The organism is Rhodoferax sp. (genome assembly GCF_011391645.1).
GTDB lineage: Bacteria > Pseudomonadota > Gammaproteobacteria > Burkholderiales > Burkholderiaceae_C > Rhodoferax.
The window spans coordinates 1-17,395 of record NZ_JAABQC010000024.1 but is presented as its reverse complement, the minus strand read 5'-3'; the positions used below and the strand labels follow the sequence as shown (position 1 = coordinate 17,395).

Sequence of the window (17,395 nt, the reverse complement as noted above, 5' to 3'; positions counted from 1 at the left end):
CTTTTATGTTTTGAAGGGCAGGTAAAAGCAAAACGCCGTGCCCTGCCCGGGTCGTGACTCCAGCCATAGTCTGCCACCAAAATGCTCCACAATGTGGCGGCTGATCGGCAAGCCCAGGCCGGTGCCCTGCGGCCGGTTGGCGGCATCTCCACCCTGGCGGAATTTCTCGAAAACAAGCGCCTGTTGCTCGGCACTCACACCAGGGCCGTTGTCTTTGACGATCACGGTCACGCCGCCATCGTCGCTGCCCAGGCTTACATCAACCCGACCACCAGGCACCGGCACAAACTTGGCGGCGTTGGAGAGCAAGTTCAGCATGACCTGGGTCAATCGGTCTGGATCGGCCATCAGGAACAACGGCGTTTCGGGCACACTGACCGTGACTTGGGCTTGCCGCTCCCGAAACAGCTCCGAGGTGGTCACCACCGCCTGCTGCACCAGTGCGCCCAAATCGACCCTGGCGTTATGCCACTCGGCATGGCCGGACTCGATTTTGGCCATGTCGAGCACCTGGTTCACCAACCTGGAAAGGCGTTCGGTCTCGCTCACAATAATGGCCATGAACTGGCCGCGCTGGGCGTCTTCCATGGCGGGGTCGTCGCGCATCAGCTCGGCCAGCGCCCGGATGGAGGTGAGCGGCGTGCGCAACTCATGCGTCACCGACGACATGAAGTCGTCCTTGAGCCGGTCCAGGCTCTTGAGTTGGTCATTGGCCGCGCGCAGCTCAGCCGTGGCGCGCTCCAGCGATGCAGACTTTTCCTCCAGCTCCAGCGAATGGGCACGCAGTTGCGAGGTTTCATCAAGAATGCGCAGCACGTCGTCCGGCGTCAGGGTTTCCTCCTCGACGCTGCTGGCCACCAGCACCCGGGCCGAGGCACTGCCGACCGCACCCGCCAGCTGGGTCTCGACAAAATGCACCAGGCGCGCATCAGGCGTGATACCGCCCAGGCTGCCGACCCCCACCTGCCGCGCGTAGGCCGAAAACAGCGCTTGCGCCCGGTCCGCCCCCATGAAACGCTCGCACAGGCGCAGCAAATCCGGCACGGTGGCGCGACCGCGCCAAAACACCGGTCGCGCCGTCGTGGTGCGCTCGAAGACATCGACAAACAACAAGGCCTGGCTGGCCTCCTGGCCGCTGGGCGCGCGCCACAGCGACAAGCCCACGTAAGCGCCAATGTTCGCCAACAGACTCCAGAACAGGGAATGTGTCAGGTTGTCCAGGCCCTGCAGCCCCAGAAATTGCTCAGGCCGCAGCCAGTGCAAGCCCCACAGGCCTTGCGTCAAAAAGGCATCAGGCAACCAGCCCGACTTGGCCAGTGAGGGCAGCATCAGGGTGTAGCCCCACATCAAGAAACCGGCCAGCAGCCCAACCAGCGCGCCCCGGCGCGTGGCTCCTTTCCAGTAAAGGCCGCCCAGCACGGCGGGTGCAAACTGCGCCACCGCCGCAAAGCTGATGAGGCCAATACTCACCAGTGCGTAGGCTTCGCCGGCCAAGTGAAAATACACATAGCCCAGCACCAGCACCACCAGAATGGCAGCGCGCCGGATATGGAGCAGGACGCGGGTCAGGTCGTGCCCGGCCCCGGTTTTGAAATGCCGGGTGCGCAGCAGCAGCGGCATGACCAGCTCGTTGCAGACCATGGTGGACACGGCGATGGTCTCCACAATCACCATGCCGGTGGCTGCCGACAGGCCGCCGATGAACGCAAACAAGGCCAGCGCAGGTTGCCCGGCCGCCAGCGGCAGCGACAGCACAAAGTTGTCGGCGTTCATGGTGCCGGTGCCAAAGTACAACAAGCCGCCCAGGGCAATCGGCAACACAAACAGGTTGATGGCCAGCAGGTACAGCGGAAACACCCACACGGCGCGGCGCAGATGGCTCTCACGCACGTTTTCCACCACCATCACCTGAAACTGGCGCGGCAAGAAAATCACTGACAACATGGACAGCAGGGTCAAGGCAAACCACTGCGTCCAGGCAAAACTGCCGCTTTGCTCCAGCCGCAACAACTTGTCAAGCGCGGGCACGGCGTGAGCCCGCGTGAACAGGTCGGCCAGACCATTGAACATGCCGTAAACCACAAACATCCCGACCGCCAGAAAGGCGATCAGCTTGACCACCGACTCAAAGGCAATCGCCGCCACCATGCCTTCATGGCGCTCGGCTGAATCCAGATGGCGGGCACCAAACACCATGGTGAAGCCGGCCAGCGCCAGCGCCATGTAAAACGTGCTGTCTTGTGTCCAGTGCACCGGCACAGGCAACTCACTCAACGAGGAGGCCGTGAGCAAGCCGTAGCCGGCAGACACCGCCTTGAGCTGCAATGCGATGTAAGGCACGATGCCCACCACCGCAATCAGGGTCACCAGCCCGGCCAGCAGCGGGCTCTTGCCATAGCGGCTGCCAATGAAGTCGGCAATCGAGGTGATGCGGTAGGTCTTGGCAATGCGAATGATCTTGCGCAGCACCAGCCAGCCCAACACCATGGCCAGCGTGGGCCCCAGATAAATCGGCAAAAACCAGATGCCGCCCGAGGCAGCGCGCCCAACGCTGCCAAAATAAGTCCAGGCGGTGCAGTACACCGCCAGCGACAAGGCATAAGTCCAGGGGTTGTCAATGACGGAGCGACCTTGGGCGGCGCGCCAGTCGCCAAAGCTGGCCACCGCAAACAGCAGCAGCAAATAGGCAAAAGAAGCCCCAATAACCAGCGCCGGCGACAACATGTCTAGTCGTCCTTGTCAAGCGGGGTGTGGCGCTCCATCAACCAGGCCAGCGCGGCAATCAACAGGGCCCAAAGTGTCAGCAGGGCCGCCGGAAACAGCGGCACCCCCAGCACTGTGGCCTTGATGTCCCACAAACCCAGCAGCGGAAAATTCAGCAGCAACCAGCCACAACAAAACAAGACGATCAGTCGTTGGGTGGTCAGGCTGTCGTTCATGGCCGCGATAAAACCTCTGGTTTTTGTCTCTCAGGCCTTGCCCTTGAGCCAACTGGCGTGGGCATGGCGACTGAGCGCAAAACTCGCAATGAACTTGCACCAGATGGTGCTGCCGGCAATGGCGCTCCAGGTGCTGTAGTCCCAGTAGCCCACGATGACCGCCACAATCACACACACAATCACCACCCCGGCCACCAGATTGATGGCCATCTCATAGGGCGCAAACTTCTCGGGATTGGGCGGTGCCTCGCCGCGCTTGATGCCCACCTCGGAAAAATCACGGTTCACCACAATGCGCCAGGCCCGGCGCAGCCAGACAAAGCTGATGGGGAACAGCGCCAGAAACAAGATCCACGTCATTGCGACGCTGATGTCAAACACCATGCAAAACTCCAGTTCAAGTAAAAAGCCCTGCCAGCTTGACCGACAGGGCTTTCATTGTCACCTCTGCCCGCGCACGCGGGCAAGAGGTTTTTCAAGCGATCAAATCGCGTTCAGTGGGCACCATCGACCAGCTTGGAACCGCGCGGCACGCGCACGGCTTCCACCATAGCCTGAATGTGCGCAGGTGGCTCGGGGGTAACCTTGTCAACCAGGAACGCGACTGTAAAGTTCACCAGTGCACCAATGGCACCGAAGGCTTCAGGCGTGATGCCAAAGAAGGGGTTGGCGCCGCCGATCAACGGCAGGAAGTCGGTGCCCTTGACGAAGAAGATACCCTTGTGCGCAAACACATAGAACAAGGTCACAAACAAGCCCGCCAGCATACCGGCCATGGCGCCTTCCTTGTTCATTTTCTTGCTAAAGATACCCATCATGATGGCGGGGAACAGCGAGCTGGCAGCAATACCAAAGGCCAAGGCCACGGTACCGGCCGCAAAGCCCGGAGGATTCAAGCCTAGCCAGCCAGCCACTACGATCGCCACCGCCATAGACACCTTTCCGGCCATCAACTCGCCCTTTTCAGAGATGTCAGGAACAAAGATGTTCTTGATCAGGTCATGCGACACCGCAGCAGAAATGGCCATCAGCAAACCAGCGGCAGTTGACAGCGCAGCAGCCAGACCGCCGGCAGCCACCAGACCAATCACCCAGTTGGGCAGCAACGCAATTTCAGGATTGGCCAGCACAATGATGTCGGCGTTCACTGTCAGTTCGTTGCCCTTCCAGCCGGCGGCGGCAGCCTTGGCAGCAGCGGCTTCGTTCTTAGTCTTGTCGTTGTAGTACTGAATGCGACCGTCGCCGTTCTTGTCTTCAAACTTCAGCAGACCGGTTTTTTCCCAACGCTTCATCCAGTCAGGACGCGACTCAGCCACGATGCTGGCGTCAGCGGCGTACAAGTCGCCACCTGCGGCAACGGCAGTGTTCACCGTCGAGTGCAGGTTGAGCTTGGCCATGGCCGCCACAGCAGGTGCGGTGGTGTACAAAATGGCAATGAACACCAAAGCCCAACCAGCTGATGAACGCGCGTCTTTCACGGTAGGCACCGTGAAGAATCGCATGATCACGTGCGGCAGACCCGCGGTACCAATCATCAGCGACAGGGTGTAGACAAACATGTTCAGTGTGCTACCGGCCGTGGTGGTGGTGTATTTACCAAAACCAAGGTCAGTGACCACGGAGTCCAGCTTCGACAGCAGGGTCACATCAGTGCCCGAGAGCGTGCCTCCGAGTCCCAACTGGGGCAGGAAGTTGCCGGTAAGCTGCAAGGAGATGAAGACCGCAGGCACCGTGTAAGCCAAAATCAGCACGATGTATTGCGCCACCTGGGTGTAGGTGATGCCCTTCATGCCGCCGAACACGGCGTACAAAAACACAATGCCCATACCGACGTAGATACCCACCTCGCTTGACACGCCCAAAAAGCGCGAGAACGCCACACCCACTCCGGTCATCTGACCAATGATGTAGGTGAGTGATGCGGTCAACAGGCAGAGCACGGCGATCATGCTGGCACCCTTGGAGTAGAAGCGGTCACCAATGAACTGCGGCACGGTAAATTTACCGAACTTGCGCAGGTAAGGTGCCAGCAACATGGCCAGCAGCACGTAGCCGCCGGTCCAGCCCATCAGGAACAAGCCGCCGCCGTAACCCATGTTGGCGATCAGGCCGGCCATGGAGATGAAAGACGCCGCGCTCATCCAGTCGGCGCCGGTGGCCATGCCGTTAAGCACCGGGTGGACTGAGCCGCCCGCAGAATAAAACTCACTGGTGGAGCCGGCACGTGCCCAGATGGCAATACCGATGTAGAGCGAAAAGCTCAGACCCACCATGATGTAGATTGTGGTTTGAAGTTCCATGATTTCAGTCCTTATTCTTCGTGAACGTCAAACTTGATGTCCAGATTGTTCATACGCCAGGCGTAATAAAAAATCTGAATCATAAAAAAGTAGATGGCCCCCTGGTGTGCAAACCAGAAACCCAACGGATATCCACCCATGTGGAATTGGTTGAAAAAGTCAACGAACAGGATGCCAGCGCCAAACGAAACCAAGAACCATGCGATAAGAATGTTTCGCAGGAGCGAAATGGTGGCTTTCCAGTAGGCGTGACTGCCTAAGTCTTCCTTCATGAAATCTCCTTAAATTAATAAAACAAGAACGGCACTGAATGCCGCACCCATACATTGCCAGGTGGTGACCCAAGCTGTTGCAGGCCGGACTATTGCGGGGCATCCTTACAGTTTTCTGATGAACTTGACGACCGCGTTCAAAGCGAGGGTAAACACCGACAGGTATTTCTCTGAAATCAGCAAAGGTCAGCACTCGGTAAGTAGAAACCCTTAATCTCCAAACCCTTACAAACCACATGGAGAACACCTATGCAAGATGACTTAGTTAGCCGGGTTATCAGTAACCCCCAATACCAGGAGCTCAAGCGCAAGCGCAGCAGCTTTGGCTGGACCTTGACCTGGGCCATGATGATCGTGTACTACGGTTTCATTCTGCTCGTGGCGTTCAACAAGGAGTTCCTGTCGCAAAGGCTGGGCGAAGGCGTCATGACCATTGGCGTGCCGATTGGTTTCGGCGTGATTGTGTTCACCGTCATCATCACCACCATTTATGTGCTTCGCGCCAACAGCGAATACGACGACCTGACCGCCGCCATCACGAAGGCGGTTCTGAAATGATTATCAAAAAAACAACGACGAACGCCATTGCGTTCATCTCTCTGCTTGCTGTTTCGGCTGGTGCGTTTGCCGCTGGCGCTGATCTGGGACAGGCTGTCAAACAGCCCACCAACTGGACCGCCATCGGCATGTTCGCAGCCTTTGTGGTTTTCACGCTGTTCATCACCAAGTGGGCGGCGTCCAAGACCAAGTCTGCGGCCGACTTCTATACCGCAGGTGGCGGCATCACCGGCTTCCAGAACGGCTTGGCAATTGCCGGCGACTACATGTCTGCGGCGTCCTTCCTGGGTATTTCCGCAGCCGTGATGGCCAGCGGGTTCGATGGCCTGATCTACTCCATCGGCTTCCTGGTGGGCTGGCCCGTCATCACCTTCCTGATGGCCGAGCGCCTGCGTAACTTGGGCAAGTTCACGTTTGCCGACGTGGCCGCTTTCCGCTTCGAGCAAAAGCCGGTCCGCATTTTTGCGGCATCGGGCACGCTGGTGGTGGTGGCGTTTTACCTGATCGCCCAGATGGTGGGCGCGGGTCAGCTGATCAAGCTGCTGTTTGGTCTGGAGTACTACGTGGCGGTGATCATTGTGGGCGCGCTGATGATGGTTTACGTGCTGTTTGGCGGCATGACCGCCACCACCTGGGTGCAGATCATCAAGGCGTGTTTGCTACTGGGCGGAGCGACCTTCATGTCGTTGTCGGTGCTGTGGCACTTTGGTTTCAGCTTTGAAGCCATGTTTGCCTCAGCCGTCCAGATCAAAACCGATCTGGCCCTGAAAGACGGCAAGATTGCCGAAGTGGCCTCCCAGGTTGGCCAGTCCATCATGGGCCCGGGCAACTTTGTCAAAGACCCGATCTCTGCGATCAGCTTCGGCATGGCGCTGATGTTCGGTACCGCTGGTTTGCCACACATTTTGATGCGCTTCTTCACGGTGCCAAGCGCCAAGGCGGCGCGCTCTTCCGTGATGTGGGCCACCGGCTGGATTGGTTACTTCTACCTGCTGACCTTCATCATTGGCTTTGGCGCGATCACTTTCGTGCTGACCAACCCTCAGTTCATCGACCCGGTCAAGGGTGGTCTGCTGGGCGGCGGCAACATGGCAGCCATTCACCTGGCCAACGCTGTGGGCGGCAACGTGTTCCTGGGCTTCATCTCGGCGGTGGCTTTTGCCACCATCCTGGCAGTGGTCGCTGGTTTGACGCTGTCGGGTGCCTCGGCTGTGTCGCACGACATTTATGCCACCGTGATCAAGAAGGGTAAGGCCAACAGTGCCGATGAGCTGCGTATCTCCAAGATCACCACGCTGTGCCTGGGCGCTCTGGCCGTGACGCTGGGCATTGTGTTCGAGAAGCAAAACATCGCGTTCATGGTGTCTCTGGCCTTTGCGATTGCCGCGTCGGCCAACTTCCCGGTGCTGTTCATGAGCGTGCTGTGGAAAGACTGCACCACCCGGGGCGCTGTGATTGGCGGCTTTTTGGGCCTGATCTCTTCCGTGGCACTGACGGTGGTGTCGCCCTCGGTGTGGGAAGCCACGCTGGGCAACCCCAAAGGTTCGGCCTTGTTCCCGTACACTTCGCCTGCCCTGTTCTCCATGACCATCGGCTTTTTCGGCATCTGGCTGTTCTCGATTCTTGACAACAGCGCGCGGGCCAAGAAAGACCGTGCGGGCTTCCTGGCGCAGCAAGTGCGCTCGGAAACCGGCATTGGCGCTGATGGTGCGTCAGGCCACTGATGTAACGCAGGTCGCATCGTCAGCCCCCGGGTTTTCGATGTAACAAGCTCAAAGGGCTGCAGGCAATTTGTCTGTGGCCCTTTTTTTATTTTTGGATGACTGCCGTGTCGAATGCGTTTTCTTTTGAATCATCGCCCTTCAGCGAACTGAGCGCCACCCAGCAAACACAGGTGCGCGAAGTGGCTCTGCATGTGCGGCTCGCCGCTGGCGAGCGCATGCTGCAACCCGACAAGGCGCCCCAGTATCTGTGGGTGCTGCAATCCGGACATGCCCAGCTTGAGGAAGACGGGCAGGTGCATGTGCTCACAAGCGGTGAGGCCGTCAGCTGGCGCGCGCTGCTCACGCAGCACAGCCATGCCACGGTCACGACCCTGGACGAGGTCTGTGCCTGGCAGTTGCCAAAAGCCACCATGATGGTGCTGCTGGGAGACAACCCGCGTTTTAGCGCGCGGGTGTTTGCCAGCATTGCCAACAACCTGACCGATGATGAAGACATCAACCGCAACCGCGAGTTGTTGTCATTGATGCTGCTGCGGGTGAAGGATGCCTACCTGCAAAGGCCTTTTTATGTTGACGGCCAGCTCGACCTGGTGTCGGTGTGCCGCCTGCTGTCCGAAAACAAAACAGGCAATGCGCTGGTTCGCGATGTGCAGGGCGGCGGCGAGCGCATTGGCATGTTCACCACCACCGACCTGCGCGACGCCCTGCTGCAACCGACGCCGCCGGCGCAACTGGCCGTGCGCGATGTCGCCCGCTTTGACCTGATCACGCTGTCGCCGGACGCCGAGTTGTTCGACGCCCTGCTGATCATGCTGCGCCACCGCGTGCACCGGGTGCTGGTGAAAGACGGCGACACCATCGTCGGCATCCTGAGCCAGCTCGACCTGATGAGTTTCATGTCGAACCACTCGCACCTGATCACGCTGCAAGTGGAGCAGGCGCACAGTGCGGCCGAGCTGCAGGTGGCCGCCCTGAAGGTGGACGACACCATCAAGCTGCTGCAGCGCGGCGGCATGCGCATTGAAATCATCTCCAGACTGGTGAGCGAGCTCAATGGTCAGATTTTTGCCCGGCTGTGGGCGCTGCTGGCACCGCCAGACCTGGTGCAAAACAGCTGCCTGCTGGTGATGGGCAGTGAGGGCCGCAGCGAGCAAATCCTGAAAACCGATCAGGACAACGCCTTGCTGCTGCGCGATGGCTACCACTGCGAAGGCCTGGCAGCCATCACGCAGCAGTTCAGCGCCGCGCTGCTGACCTTTGGCTACCCGCCCTGCCCCGGCAACATCATGGTGACCAACCCGCTGTGGTGCCAAAGCCTGGGCGACTTCAGGCAGACCATTGGCCAGTGGCTGTTTGGCCCGGACGCCGAGGGCAAGATGAACCTGGCGATCTTCATGGACGCCCGCGCCGTCGCCGGCGATGCCACGCTGCTGGCAAGCGCGCGCGAGCAGGCGCTGACGCTGGCGGTTGGCAGCGACACCTTCATTGGCCGCATGGCCAGCGCAATTGACCAGTTTGCGGAACCCGCCAGCGGTTGGTGGCAGCGCCTGCCGCTGATGCACAGCCGCGAACCGGAAACCTTTGACCTGAAGAAAATTGGCACATTCCCGATCGTGCATGGCGCGCGCGCCCTGGCGCTTGAATTCCGGCTGGAAGCGCTGGGCACGGTGGAGCGCTTGCAGGCCCTGGCCAACCAGCAGATTCTTCCGGCCCCGTTGGTGCGCGACCTGAGCGAGACCCTGCACATGCTGATGACGCTGAAGCTGCGCAACAACCTGCGCCAGCTTTCACTGGGTCAGCCGATCAGCAATCTGGTGGCATTAAGCAGCCTGGGCAGGCTGGACCGGGACCAGCTCACCGATGCCCTGGCCATCATTCGTCAGTTCAAACAGCTTTTGCGCCTGCGCTACCGGCTGGAGTAGGCGCGGTGCTATTTTTTGGGCGCAGAAGCCGCGGGTTTGCTTGCCTTGGCATTTGCGGCCGGTGCTGGCAAACCCAGGTGTTTGTCCATGGCCAGGGCCAGCGCCTTGACCTTGGGCTCCACGGTGGGCTTCATGTCGGCCATCAGCTTGTCAGCCAGGGCTTTCTGCATCTCGTTGCCCATCTGCTGGTACTTGAGGTTCACCGGAGACTCCATGATGGCAATCAGCTGCTTGAGTTCATCTTCGGTAAATTTGTCTGCCAGCATCACACCCACCGTTGATGGCGCGAGCTTGACCGCCTGCTGCTGCATCAAGGGCACCACATCGTCGGCGTATTTTTTCAGGTCTGCCTGAAGGTCTTTGGCCACCGCCTCACGTTTTTCAGGGGCCACGCGGGTTTGCAAGACGACACCAGCCTGTTGCCGCATCTGCAAAGCGGGGCGCTCGGCAATCACCAGCCCGGTTTGCTCGATGGCCGGGCGCTGCAGGCCCAATACCTTGTCCACCAGCGCCTGTTTGGCCGGACTGGTTTGGGCATAAACGCCGGCACTGGCCAGCAGCAACAGTGCCAAAAGTGTTTTCTTCATTGAAATCTCCAATTGATTAAAAGGCTCGACCATGGCCGACCAGCAAAGCCTGACGACTGACTGGTTTGGGCTATGCTCATAGCCGGTCAGCTTAACCGATAGCCCGTCCGGACTCTTTACCCCTTCCTGAACGGTGTCTTTACCTCATTGCCAATGCCATCTGCCCAACCGCCATGTTTGACCGCTCCTTCAGCCTGCTGATCGCCCCCGTGATCCAGCGCCTGGCCCGCCAGGCCAGTCGCCTGGGGCTGACCGCCAACCGGCTGACGGTTTTGGGCTTTCTGACCGGGATTTTTGCCGCCTGCCTGATTGCCTATGGGGCCTACATGGCAGGCGCGCTGGCCATTCTGGCGTCGAGGCTGCTGGATGCCCTGGACGGTGCCGTGGCGCGGTTGACACAGGCCACCGATGCCGGCGGTTTTCTGGACATCGCGCTGGACTTTGTCTTTTATGCCAGCATTCCGCTGGCGTTCGCGGTTAGCGATCCGGCGCGCAACGCGCTGCCGGCCGCCGTGCTGCTGGCCGCTTTCATTGGCACCGGGTCGAGCTTTCTGGCCTTTGCGGTGATGGCGGCCAAGCGGGACTTAAGCAACCTGGCCATCCCGAACAAATCGTTTTACTTTCTGGGCGGCCTGACCGAGGCCAGCGAAACCCTGGTCTGCTTCCTGGCCATGTGCGTCTGGCCCGGCCTGTTCATCGAGCTGGCCTACGGCTTTGCCGCGCTGTGCGCCCTCACCACCGCCACACGCATCTGGTGGGGCTGGAAGGCATTCCAATGAAGCTCCCAAAAAGATCGCCAGCTTTCATCGCCCTCTGTTTTTCGCTGCTGGGCAGCCAAGGCGGCTTTTGCCAGACGGCTTTAGCGCCAGCCAACGCCGCCCTGGCGCCCCTCACCGCCGTCAGCGGCCTGGCGCCACACCCGGCCTGGCAGCCCGGCGGCCTGCCCGACAACAAGGCACCGCGCAGCGTGTTCGACACGGTCGTGCTGAACGGCGAAACCGTGCTGGCATTACGCACCCAAGCGTCGTATGGCGTGCTGACCCACGCCTGGCAGAGCGCGGCGCCCGAATTCTTGAGCTGGCGCTGGCGGCTGGAGCGTCCGCTGGCGGCGGCCGACATCAAGACCAAAGCCGGTGACGATGCGGCGCTCAAGGTGTGTGTGATGCTGGACCAGCCATTGGCCGACATCCCCTTGCTGCAGCGCTCGGTGCTGGCCCTGGCGCGCTCGGTCAGCGGGCAAAACCTGCCCAGCGCCACGCTGTGTTACCTCTGGGACAGCCGCTACCCGGCAGGTACGCGCGGCGCCAACCCGTACAGCGCGCGGGTGCGCTATGTGGTGCTGAATGGCTCTGAGACCGCTGTCGGCCAATGGGTCAGCCAGCGCCGCAACATCGCGGATGATTTTGCGGCGCTGTTCGGCCAGGAAAGCAAGGCTTTGCCGTCAGTCACCGCCGTGGCGGTGGGGGCCGACAGCGACAACACGCTGGGGACTAGCCTGGGCTATTTGACCGAACTGCGCTGGCTGCCGTGAACCAAGCCGCTGGGCGGACTCAGCCCCCATGAGCCTGTCGCTGCGTCAACAAAAATGGTCGGTCAATCTGCTGGGCCAGCGCCTGAATCTCGCTTGGCCTGACACCGCAAGCAACAAAATGCGGCTGCCAGTTGGCGATCACAGCCACCACCTGGCGCACTTGCTGCACGGCCTCTGGCGCGTCAAGACCAAACAGACGGTGTTCGGACAAAGCGTTGTCCAGGCTGGCGTCGCTGCCTGCGCTGCCCACACGCATCTGCTGGTAGCCCAACGCCTGCCCCGCTGGCAGCACGTCGAAGGCAGGCGACAGCTCGTACTCGAAACGGTCGTTCATCAGTAAAACATGATTTTTCTCATGGTCGTCAGTGTTGTCGAGCAAGATGTTGAACACCATGCGCCGAAATAACTCGTGCCGATGCTGCAGCGCCACGCCGTCAGCAGCAACACCCCGCCGGCGCAACAACTGAGCCAGTTCGGGGTAGCCCATGTCTTCCCCTGCCGCCTTCAAAGCCACCCTGGCAGAAAGGGCATGATGGCGGTGGCCGGGCGCCCGGTCAAAACGCTTCACTGCCAGCGCATGCCCCGCAGGCAGGGCAATGGGTCGGGTCTGGGCGACGCGAATGCCCGCCTTGGCGGCCAGGGTCAGGCTGGCGTGCTCGACCAGGGGCATGTCGATCGATTCACCCATCTCATTAAATTTGATCACCCAAGGGTGACCATCCAGGTTTAAAAGCGCCTTGGGCCGCGCCCCGCCCATGGTGCCACCCGGGGCGATCAGGCGCTGCTGCGCGGCATCGATCGGCTCACCCTGCAAGACCTGTTGAACCAGCCTGGCCATGGCCGGCACATCGGCAAGTTGCGGCAGGGGCCCCATGCGGCGCGCAACATAAGCCGCGTTGGAAACCGACACCCCCAGCGCCCCAAAGCGCTCATCACCGGCGAAAAGCAGAAATTCCAGCACCGACAGGCGTGGTGGCTTGTCAAGAAAACGGATCACCCGCTCACCCCAGCGGTCGGGGCGCGCATCATCTACCGCGCCGGCGGCGGTTTCAGGTTCCATGGGCAGAAATTCGCTGTCGATCAGGGGCAAGTCTTCGCTCAGAGGAAAACCGGCCTTGAGCCAGCTTGGGGCGTAACGCAATGACACGCCTCTTTTAGCGCGCACCATGGCCAAGGTCCCGATCAGTTGCGGCCGACTGGGTTGCCCCAGCCACCACAAATACAAGGCATCGCGCAGTTGGTACTGGTGGATGTCAAAGTCAATCATTTGATCTGCCCGCCAACCAGAGCAGTGGCGACTGGCTTGAGCCGTGCCTCGACGGAGGCGGGTTTTCGCACCGAACGCAGCCGGGCCACGCGCACTGCGGCTTCGAGTGCGCCCTGGTCATGTTCGGGGGCAGCCAGGTCGGCAATGGCGCCAGCACGCCCCATCAGCCACAAAGCTGTGGCATAAGCCCCCAGAGAAACGCTGGGGTCGCCTTGCTCCAGCCGCGTCAGGGTGGGTTCAGAAATGCCAATGCGCTGCGCCCAGACCTTGCGCGATTCGCAGCGGCGCTTGCGCGCCAATGCCAGGTTATCACCCAAAACCTGGAGTTGCTTGAGCACCGCAGGCGGCATGACCAGGATGACTTGAGAGCGTTTTGACATGCTATAAATGTTAGCATGTTCCAAATAAAAATAACATATATGTATTTTTAGTCAATTATTTGTGTATCCCCACCCGCATCAAAAATTACCAAAGGCAAAAAAACTGCTGGCAGGCGCACCTGCCTGATGACCCCAAGGGACGCGATACAAACCGGCTCAGAGCACCAGGTGGGTCGCGCCGTTAAAGGCGCACACCTCGCCAATATCTGCGGCATCGGCAAAGCCGTGGGCCGCAAAAATCGCCATCACATTGGGGACCTCTGACGGCGCGCAACTTACCAGCAGGCCGCCGCTGGTTTGCGGGTCGGTCAGCAGGGCTTGCTCCACCGCTGAAAAGCCAGCAGGCAAGCTGACCTCGTGGCCATAGGCGGCCCAGTTGCGCCCCGACGCTCCGGTGATGCAGCCCTGTTGTGCGAGTTCGCGCACACCTGTCAAAAACGGCACACTTTGCCAATTGAGTTGCACCGTGCAGTGGGCACCGCGCGCCATCTCCAGCACATGGCCGGCCAGCGCAAAACCGGTGACGTCGGTCATGGCGTGCACGCCCTTGAGCGCGGCCAGTGCCGGGCCGGGGGTGTTGAGCTGCGTAGTGACACGAATCATCTCGGCGTAGCCGGCGGCATCCAGCAGGTCTTTCTTGAGCGCCGCCGACAGCACGCCGACACCGAGCGGCTTGCCCAGAATCAGCCGGTCGCCCACCTGCGCGCTGGCGTTGCGCTTGACCCGGCCCGGGTGCATCAGGCCCATGGCCACCAGGCCATAAATGGGCTCCACCGAGTCGATGGTGTGGCCCCCGGCAATCGGGATGCCGGCGGCGCGGCACACGCTGGCGCCGCCCTCCAGAATTTTGCCAATGGTTGCCACCGACAACACGGCAATCGGCATGCCCACCAGCGCCAGCGCCATGATGGGTGTGCCACCCATGGCATACACATCGCTGATGGCGTTGGTGGCGGCAATCCGGCCAAAGTCAAACGGGTCGTCGACGATGGGCATGAAGAAGTCGGTGGTGGCAATCAGCGCCTGCTCGTCGTTGAGTTGGTACACCGCCGCGTCGTCAGCGGTCTCGATGCCCACCAGCAGTTCCCTGGGCATCGGCATGGCGGTGGTGCCCTTGAGGATGTCAGAGAGCACGCCGGGTGCGATCTTGCAGCCGCATCCGCCACCGTGTGACAGGCTGGTCAGGCGCGGCTCGGCGCGCACGGGAACGGCCGCAGGGGCAGGCGTCAAAATTGAGTTTTCAGAAGGCATGGGGTTGGTGACCGCCGATGGCGGTTGACAAGGCAAAGCGCCATTATCCGACCCAGCAGATCCCCAACGACTACGGCACCATCACTTCGCCAGGAACTTGCGCCACAGCCGCACCGCCAGCAGCACAATGGGCGCGCTGTGCAGCAGCAAATCAAAAATGTCCAGCGGTTTGACGAGTGTGCCCTGACTCAGCATGCGCAGTTTTTCGACTAAATGTGGCTCAGGCGAGATCGGCGCCACCGCCATCCAGACGGCCAGCGCAATCAATATGGCCAGCGGAAATTTGTCGAGCCAGCTCATGGCGCTGCCGCTTTAACGCAGGCCGCGCACAGGCATGCCACACCCCGCGCGGCTTCCGGGATTTTGTTCAGCAACTCGGCGCTGAACTGCGTCTGGGTGCACCAGCAGGGGGGCTGCTGGATGCCGGTGGCCGCCTGCACCTCCATGGCGCATTGGTTCGGCTGGCCGCACAGCGGGCAGTTTTGTGGATTGAGGGCTGGTGTGGATGTCATATGTAAAGGGTAAAGGCGTAGGGGAATATAAGCCTGATTTTATGGAATGCCGGTGAGTCTGCATTACTGATTTACCTAATACTGACGCCACGGGAAAAAGACAAGCTTGATAGCGTCACAATCCACTGGCCAAGAACACCAGAATTCAAACGCACACCATGTCACGTATTTTCGACAACATCGACCAAGACCTGCTGACCACGCTACGCGCCACCATGCAGGTTTCCGGTCGGTCTGATTTTTGTGTCGGCTACCTGAACCTGCGAGGCTGGCAGGCGATTGACGATTTGATTGCGCCATGGGACCCAGCTGCGGGCCAGGTGTGCCGGGTGTTGGTTGGCATGCAGCGTCCTCCCTACGAAGAAATCCGCGAGTTATACCGACAGTCCAGCGAATCAGGTTCGATCGACAACGCCACCGCCAGCCGCCTCAAAACCCAGTTTGCTGCGCACTTGCGTGAGCAGATTACCCTGGGCATTCCCACTGGCAAAGATGAGGCCGGGTTACGCACCCTGGCACGTCAGCTGCGCGCCAGGCAGGTTGTCGTCAAACTTTTTTTACCTTACCCGCTGCACGCCAAGCTGTATTTGCTGTTTCGCGATGATGTCAACAACCCCATCACTGGTTTTGTGGGCAGCAGTAATTTGACGCTCGCAGGTCTGTCCAGACAAGGGGAACTCAACGTCGATGTCCTTGACCATCAAGGCACAGAAAAACTCTCGCATTGGTTTGACGCACGCTGGGGTGAGCGTTGGGCACTGGACGTGTCAGAAGATTTGGCGACAATCATAGAGACCAGTTGGGCGCGTGAAGAGGCTATTCCCCCACACCACATTTACCTCAACATTGCCTACCACCTCAGCACCGAGGCGCGTGCCGGCCTGAGCTAGTTCCGCCTGCCCGCCCGGTTTGAGCAGGATCTGTTTGAATTCCAGAAAAGTGCTGTCAAGATTGCCGCACGGCATCTGCACCGCCGGGGTGGCGTGATGATTGGTGACGTGGTGGGCCTGGGCAAAACAATCATGGCAACCGCGCTGGCCCGCATGTTTGAGGATGATCTGGGCTACGAAACCCTCATCATCTGCCCGAAGAACCTGGAGCCCATGTGGGAGCGCTACCGGACCGAATATGGGCTGCGCGGCATGGTCTTGCCGGTCTCGCAAGTGACTAAAAAACTACCCGACCTGAAGCGATATCGGCTGGTGCTGATTGATGAAAGCCACAACCTGCGCAACCGTGAAGGCAGGCGCTACAAATCAATTGCCGACTACATCAAAAGCTGTGATGCCAAAGTGATCTTGCTCACGGCCACACCCTACAACAAAACCAAGACCGACCTGTCTTCCCAGTTGCGCCTGTTCATTGACGAAAAGGCCAATATCGGCATTCGCCCAGAGCGCTTCATGCGTAAAGCAGGCATCAGCGAAGCCGAATTTGAACGCAAGCACCAGTGCCGGGTCAACTCGATCCTGGCCATTGAGAAGAGTGACGAATTTGATGACTGGCGCGAGTTGATCCGGCTCTACATGGTGCGCCGCACCCGCAGCTTCATCGTCCAGCACTACACCCAGGCTGACAAAAATGGCCGCCGCTACATTTCAGGCAAAGACGATGAAAAGCGCTACTTTCCCGTTCGCTTGCCGATATCGCTCACCTTCGAGGTGAATGAATCCGACCCGTCAGACCGTTATGCCCGGCTTTACTCAACGCAAGTGGTTGACGAAATCAATGCCCTGCATGTGCCACGTTATGGCCTGGGTTTGTATGTGGACCCTCAAGCCGAAAAAGTCGCCACACCTGCCGAGCGCAAGCAAATCGAAAACCTGGGCCGCGCCGGCAAGCGACTGATGGGCTTTTGCCGTACCAATTTGTTCAAGCGGCTCGAATCCAGCGGGTTCTCTTTTTTGCAGTCGATCGACCGGCACATCTTGCGCAATCAAATTTACCTGTACGCCATTGAAAACGGGCTCGACTTGCCTGTTGGCGTGCTGGATGCCGGCTTGCTGGACCTGGAACGCATCGATGAAGATGCCGACGGCATCGAGGGCGACAAGGAAGACTTGATGGATGGGCTGGTAGACGCGGTGGCCCTGGAGGACGCTGTGCCTGACACCATGGCCCGTGCCAAAGCTGTATATGAACAATATGCCAC

At 60.0% G+C, this 17,395-nt stretch carries 17 protein-coding genes and 1 pseudogene; 7 read left to right on the top strand and 11 right to left on the bottom strand.

Translation table 11 applies throughout. The features are described from left to right. Positions 1-3: 3 nt before the first annotated feature. The 5 genes from GPS82_RS05090 to GPS82_RS05070 all read right to left on the bottom strand — a co-directional run bounded on the left by GPS82_RS05090 (position 4) and on the right by GPS82_RS05070 (position 5,511). The gene (locus tag GPS82_RS05090) at positions 4-2,724 is read right to left on the bottom strand and encodes a sensor histidine kinase (RefSeq protein ID WP_296491734.1); all 2,721 of its coding nucleotides are present in this window, start codon (positions 2,722-2,724) and stop codon (positions 4-6) included. Positions 2,725-2,726: 2 nt separating this feature from the next. After that, positions 2,727-2,939, bottom strand: coding sequence for a hypothetical protein (locus GPS82_RS05085; RefSeq protein ID WP_296491732.1), 213 nt, complete (start codon positions 2,937-2,939; stop codon positions 2,727-2,729). 30 nt (positions 2,940-2,969) lie between these two features. Then, positions 2,970-3,323 (bottom strand): hypothetical protein, encoded by a 354-nt coding sequence (locus GPS82_RS05080; RefSeq protein WP_296491729.1) that lies wholly within the window; start codon positions 3,321-3,323, stop codon positions 2,970-2,972. A gap of 110 nt (positions 3,324-3,433) precedes the next feature. After that, positions 3,434-5,239 (bottom strand): sodium:solute symporter family protein, encoded by a 1,806-nt coding sequence (locus GPS82_RS05075; protein ID WP_296491726.1) that lies wholly within the window; start codon positions 5,237-5,239, stop codon positions 3,434-3,436. 11 nt (positions 5,240-5,250) lie between these two features. Continuing rightward, entirely contained in the window at positions 5,251-5,511 is a 261-nt protein-coding gene (locus GPS82_RS05070; protein WP_296491724.1) for a DUF4212 domain-containing protein, read from the bottom strand. Positions 5,512-5,760: 249 nt separating this feature from the next. Here GPS82_RS05070 and GPS82_RS05065 point away from each other — a divergent pair, with 249 nt between their 5' ends. The 3 genes from GPS82_RS05065 to GPS82_RS05055 all read left to right on the top strand — a co-directional run bounded on the left by GPS82_RS05065 (position 5,761) and on the right by GPS82_RS05055 (position 9,715). Continuing rightward, positions 5,761-6,069, top strand: a complete 309-nt coding sequence (locus tag GPS82_RS05065) for a DUF485 domain-containing protein (protein ID WP_296491721.1) — start codon at positions 5,761-5,763, stop codon at positions 6,067-6,069. Further along, positions 6,066-7,793: a cation acetate symporter gene (locus tag GPS82_RS05060; protein ID WP_296491717.1), complete on the top strand. Its 1,728-nt coding sequence runs from the start codon at positions 6,066-6,068 to the stop codon at positions 7,791-7,793. Before GPS82_RS05065 ends, GPS82_RS05060 begins: the two co-directional genes overlap by 4 nt. A 104-nt stretch (positions 7,794-7,897) precedes the next feature. Next, positions 7,898-9,715, top strand: coding sequence for a putative nucleotidyltransferase substrate binding domain-containing protein (locus tag GPS82_RS05055; protein ID WP_296491716.1), 1,818 nt, complete (start codon positions 7,898-7,900; stop codon positions 9,713-9,715). 8 nt (positions 9,716-9,723) lie between these two features. Here the strand turns inward: GPS82_RS05055 and GPS82_RS05050 are convergent, their stop codons facing one another. Next, positions 9,724-10,302 (bottom strand): hypothetical protein, encoded by a 579-nt coding sequence (locus GPS82_RS05050; protein ID WP_296491714.1) that lies wholly within the window; start codon positions 10,300-10,302, stop codon positions 9,724-9,726. 173 nt (positions 10,303-10,475) lie between these two features. Here GPS82_RS05050 and GPS82_RS05045 point away from each other — a divergent pair, with 173 nt between their 5' ends. Then, positions 10,476-11,081, top strand: a complete 606-nt coding sequence (locus GPS82_RS05045; protein WP_296491711.1) for a CDP-alcohol phosphatidyltransferase family protein — start codon at positions 10,476-10,478, stop codon at positions 11,079-11,081. Next, positions 11,078-11,833 (top strand): DUF3047 domain-containing protein, encoded by a 756-nt coding sequence (locus GPS82_RS05040; RefSeq protein WP_296491709.1) that lies wholly within the window; start codon positions 11,078-11,080, stop codon positions 11,831-11,833. The genes GPS82_RS05045 and GPS82_RS05040 overlap by 4 nt, the downstream gene beginning before the upstream one ends. 19 nt (positions 11,834-11,852) lie before the next feature. Here GPS82_RS05040 and GPS82_RS05035 read toward each other — a convergent pair whose 3' ends face one another. The 5 genes from GPS82_RS05035 to GPS82_RS05015 form a co-directional block, all read right to left on the bottom strand. Continuing rightward, the gene (locus tag GPS82_RS05035) at positions 11,853-13,100 is read right to left on the bottom strand and encodes a HipA domain-containing protein (RefSeq protein ID WP_296491706.1); all 1,248 of its coding nucleotides are present in this window, start codon (positions 13,098-13,100) and stop codon (positions 11,853-11,855) included. Beyond that, positions 13,097-13,480, bottom strand: coding sequence for a helix-turn-helix domain-containing protein (locus tag GPS82_RS05030; RefSeq protein ID WP_296491704.1), 384 nt, complete (start codon positions 13,478-13,480; stop codon positions 13,097-13,099). The genes GPS82_RS05035 and GPS82_RS05030 overlap by 4 nt, the downstream gene beginning before the upstream one ends. A gap of 156 nt (positions 13,481-13,636) precedes the next feature. Continuing rightward, the gene (gene selD, locus GPS82_RS05025) at positions 13,637-14,731 is read right to left on the bottom strand and encodes a selenide, water dikinase SelD (protein ID WP_296491701.1); all 1,095 of its coding nucleotides are present in this window, start codon (positions 14,729-14,731) and stop codon (positions 13,637-13,639) included. An 81-nt stretch (positions 14,732-14,812) separates the two neighbouring features. Next, on the bottom strand, positions 14,813-15,031 hold the full coding sequence (locus GPS82_RS05020) for a hypothetical protein (RefSeq protein WP_296491700.1): 219 nt from the start codon (positions 15,029-15,031) through the stop codon (positions 14,813-14,815). Then, positions 15,028-15,243 (bottom strand): cysteine-rich CWC family protein, encoded by a 216-nt coding sequence (locus GPS82_RS05015; protein WP_296491698.1) that lies wholly within the window; start codon positions 15,241-15,243, stop codon positions 15,028-15,030. Before GPS82_RS05015 ends, GPS82_RS05020 begins: the two co-directional genes overlap by 4 nt. A 158-nt stretch (positions 15,244-15,401) precedes the next feature. Between GPS82_RS05015 and GPS82_RS05010 the strand changes: the two genes are divergently transcribed. Both GPS82_RS05010 and GPS82_RS05005 read left to right on the top strand, forming a co-directional pair. Beyond that, on the top strand, positions 15,402-16,133 hold the full coding sequence (locus GPS82_RS05010) for a phospholipase D-like domain-containing protein (RefSeq protein WP_296491693.1): 732 nt from the start codon (positions 15,402-15,404) through the stop codon (positions 16,131-16,133). 96 nt (positions 16,134-16,229) lie between these two features. Then, positions 16,230-17,395: pseudogene (locus tag GPS82_RS05005) on the top strand (DEAD/DEAH box helicase family protein); the annotation flags it as partial.

What these genes read in the sequence shown, in the direction of transcription:
- GPS82_RS05050 (WP_296491714.1), bottom strand. Translation starts at nt 10,302, where the DNA reads ATGAAGAAAACACTTTTGGCACTGTTGCTGCTGGCCAGTGCCGGCGTT.
- GPS82_RS05040 (WP_296491709.1), top strand. Translation starts at nt 11,078, where the DNA reads ATGAAGCTCCCAAAAAGATCGCCAGCTTTCATCGCCCTCTGTTTTTCG.
- GPS82_RS05060 (WP_296491717.1), top strand. Translation starts at nt 6,066, where the DNA reads ATGATTATCAAAAAAACAACGACGAACGCCATTGCGTTCATCTCTCTG.
- GPS82_RS05015 (WP_296491698.1), bottom strand. Translation starts at nt 15,243, where the DNA reads ATGACATCCACACCAGCCCTCAATCCACAAAACTGCCCGCTGTGCGGC.
- GPS82_RS05090 (WP_296491734.1), bottom strand. Translation starts at nt 2,724, where the DNA reads ATGTTGTCGCCGGCGCTGGTTATTGGGGCTTCTTTTGCCTATTTGCTG.
- GPS82_RS05020 (WP_296491700.1), bottom strand. Translation starts at nt 15,031, where the DNA reads ATGAGCTGGCTCGACAAATTTCCGCTGGCCATATTGATTGCGCTGGCC.
- GPS82_RS05075 (WP_296491726.1), bottom strand. Translation starts at nt 5,239, where the DNA reads ATGGAACTTCAAACCACAATCTACATCATGGTGGGTCTGAGCTTTTCG.
- GPS82_RS05030 (WP_296491704.1), bottom strand. Translation starts at nt 13,480, where the DNA reads ATGTCAAAACGCTCTCAAGTCATCCTGGTCATGCCGCCTGCGGTGCTC.
- selD (WP_296491701.1), bottom strand. Translation starts at nt 14,731, where the DNA reads ATGCCTTCTGAAAACTCAATTTTGACGCCTGCCCCTGCGGCCGTTCCC.
- GPS82_RS05085 (WP_296491732.1), bottom strand. Translation starts at nt 2,939, where the DNA reads ATGAACGACAGCCTGACCACCCAACGACTGATCGTCTTGTTTTGTTGT.
- GPS82_RS05065 (WP_296491721.1), top strand. Translation starts at nt 5,761, where the DNA reads ATGCAAGATGACTTAGTTAGCCGGGTTATCAGTAACCCCCAATACCAG.
- GPS82_RS05045 (WP_296491711.1), top strand. Translation starts at nt 10,476, where the DNA reads ATGTTTGACCGCTCCTTCAGCCTGCTGATCGCCCCCGTGATCCAGCGC.
- GPS82_RS05070 (WP_296491724.1), bottom strand. Translation starts at nt 5,511, where the DNA reads ATGAAGGAAGACTTAGGCAGTCACGCCTACTGGAAAGCCACCATTTCG.
- GPS82_RS05080 (WP_296491729.1), bottom strand. Translation starts at nt 3,323, where the DNA reads ATGGTGTTTGACATCAGCGTCGCAATGACGTGGATCTTGTTTCTGGCG.
- GPS82_RS05035 (WP_296491706.1), bottom strand. Translation starts at nt 13,100, where the DNA reads ATGATTGACTTTGACATCCACCAGTACCAACTGCGCGATGCCTTGTAT.
- GPS82_RS05010 (WP_296491693.1), top strand. Translation starts at nt 15,402, where the DNA reads ATGTCACGTATTTTCGACAACATCGACCAAGACCTGCTGACCACGCTA.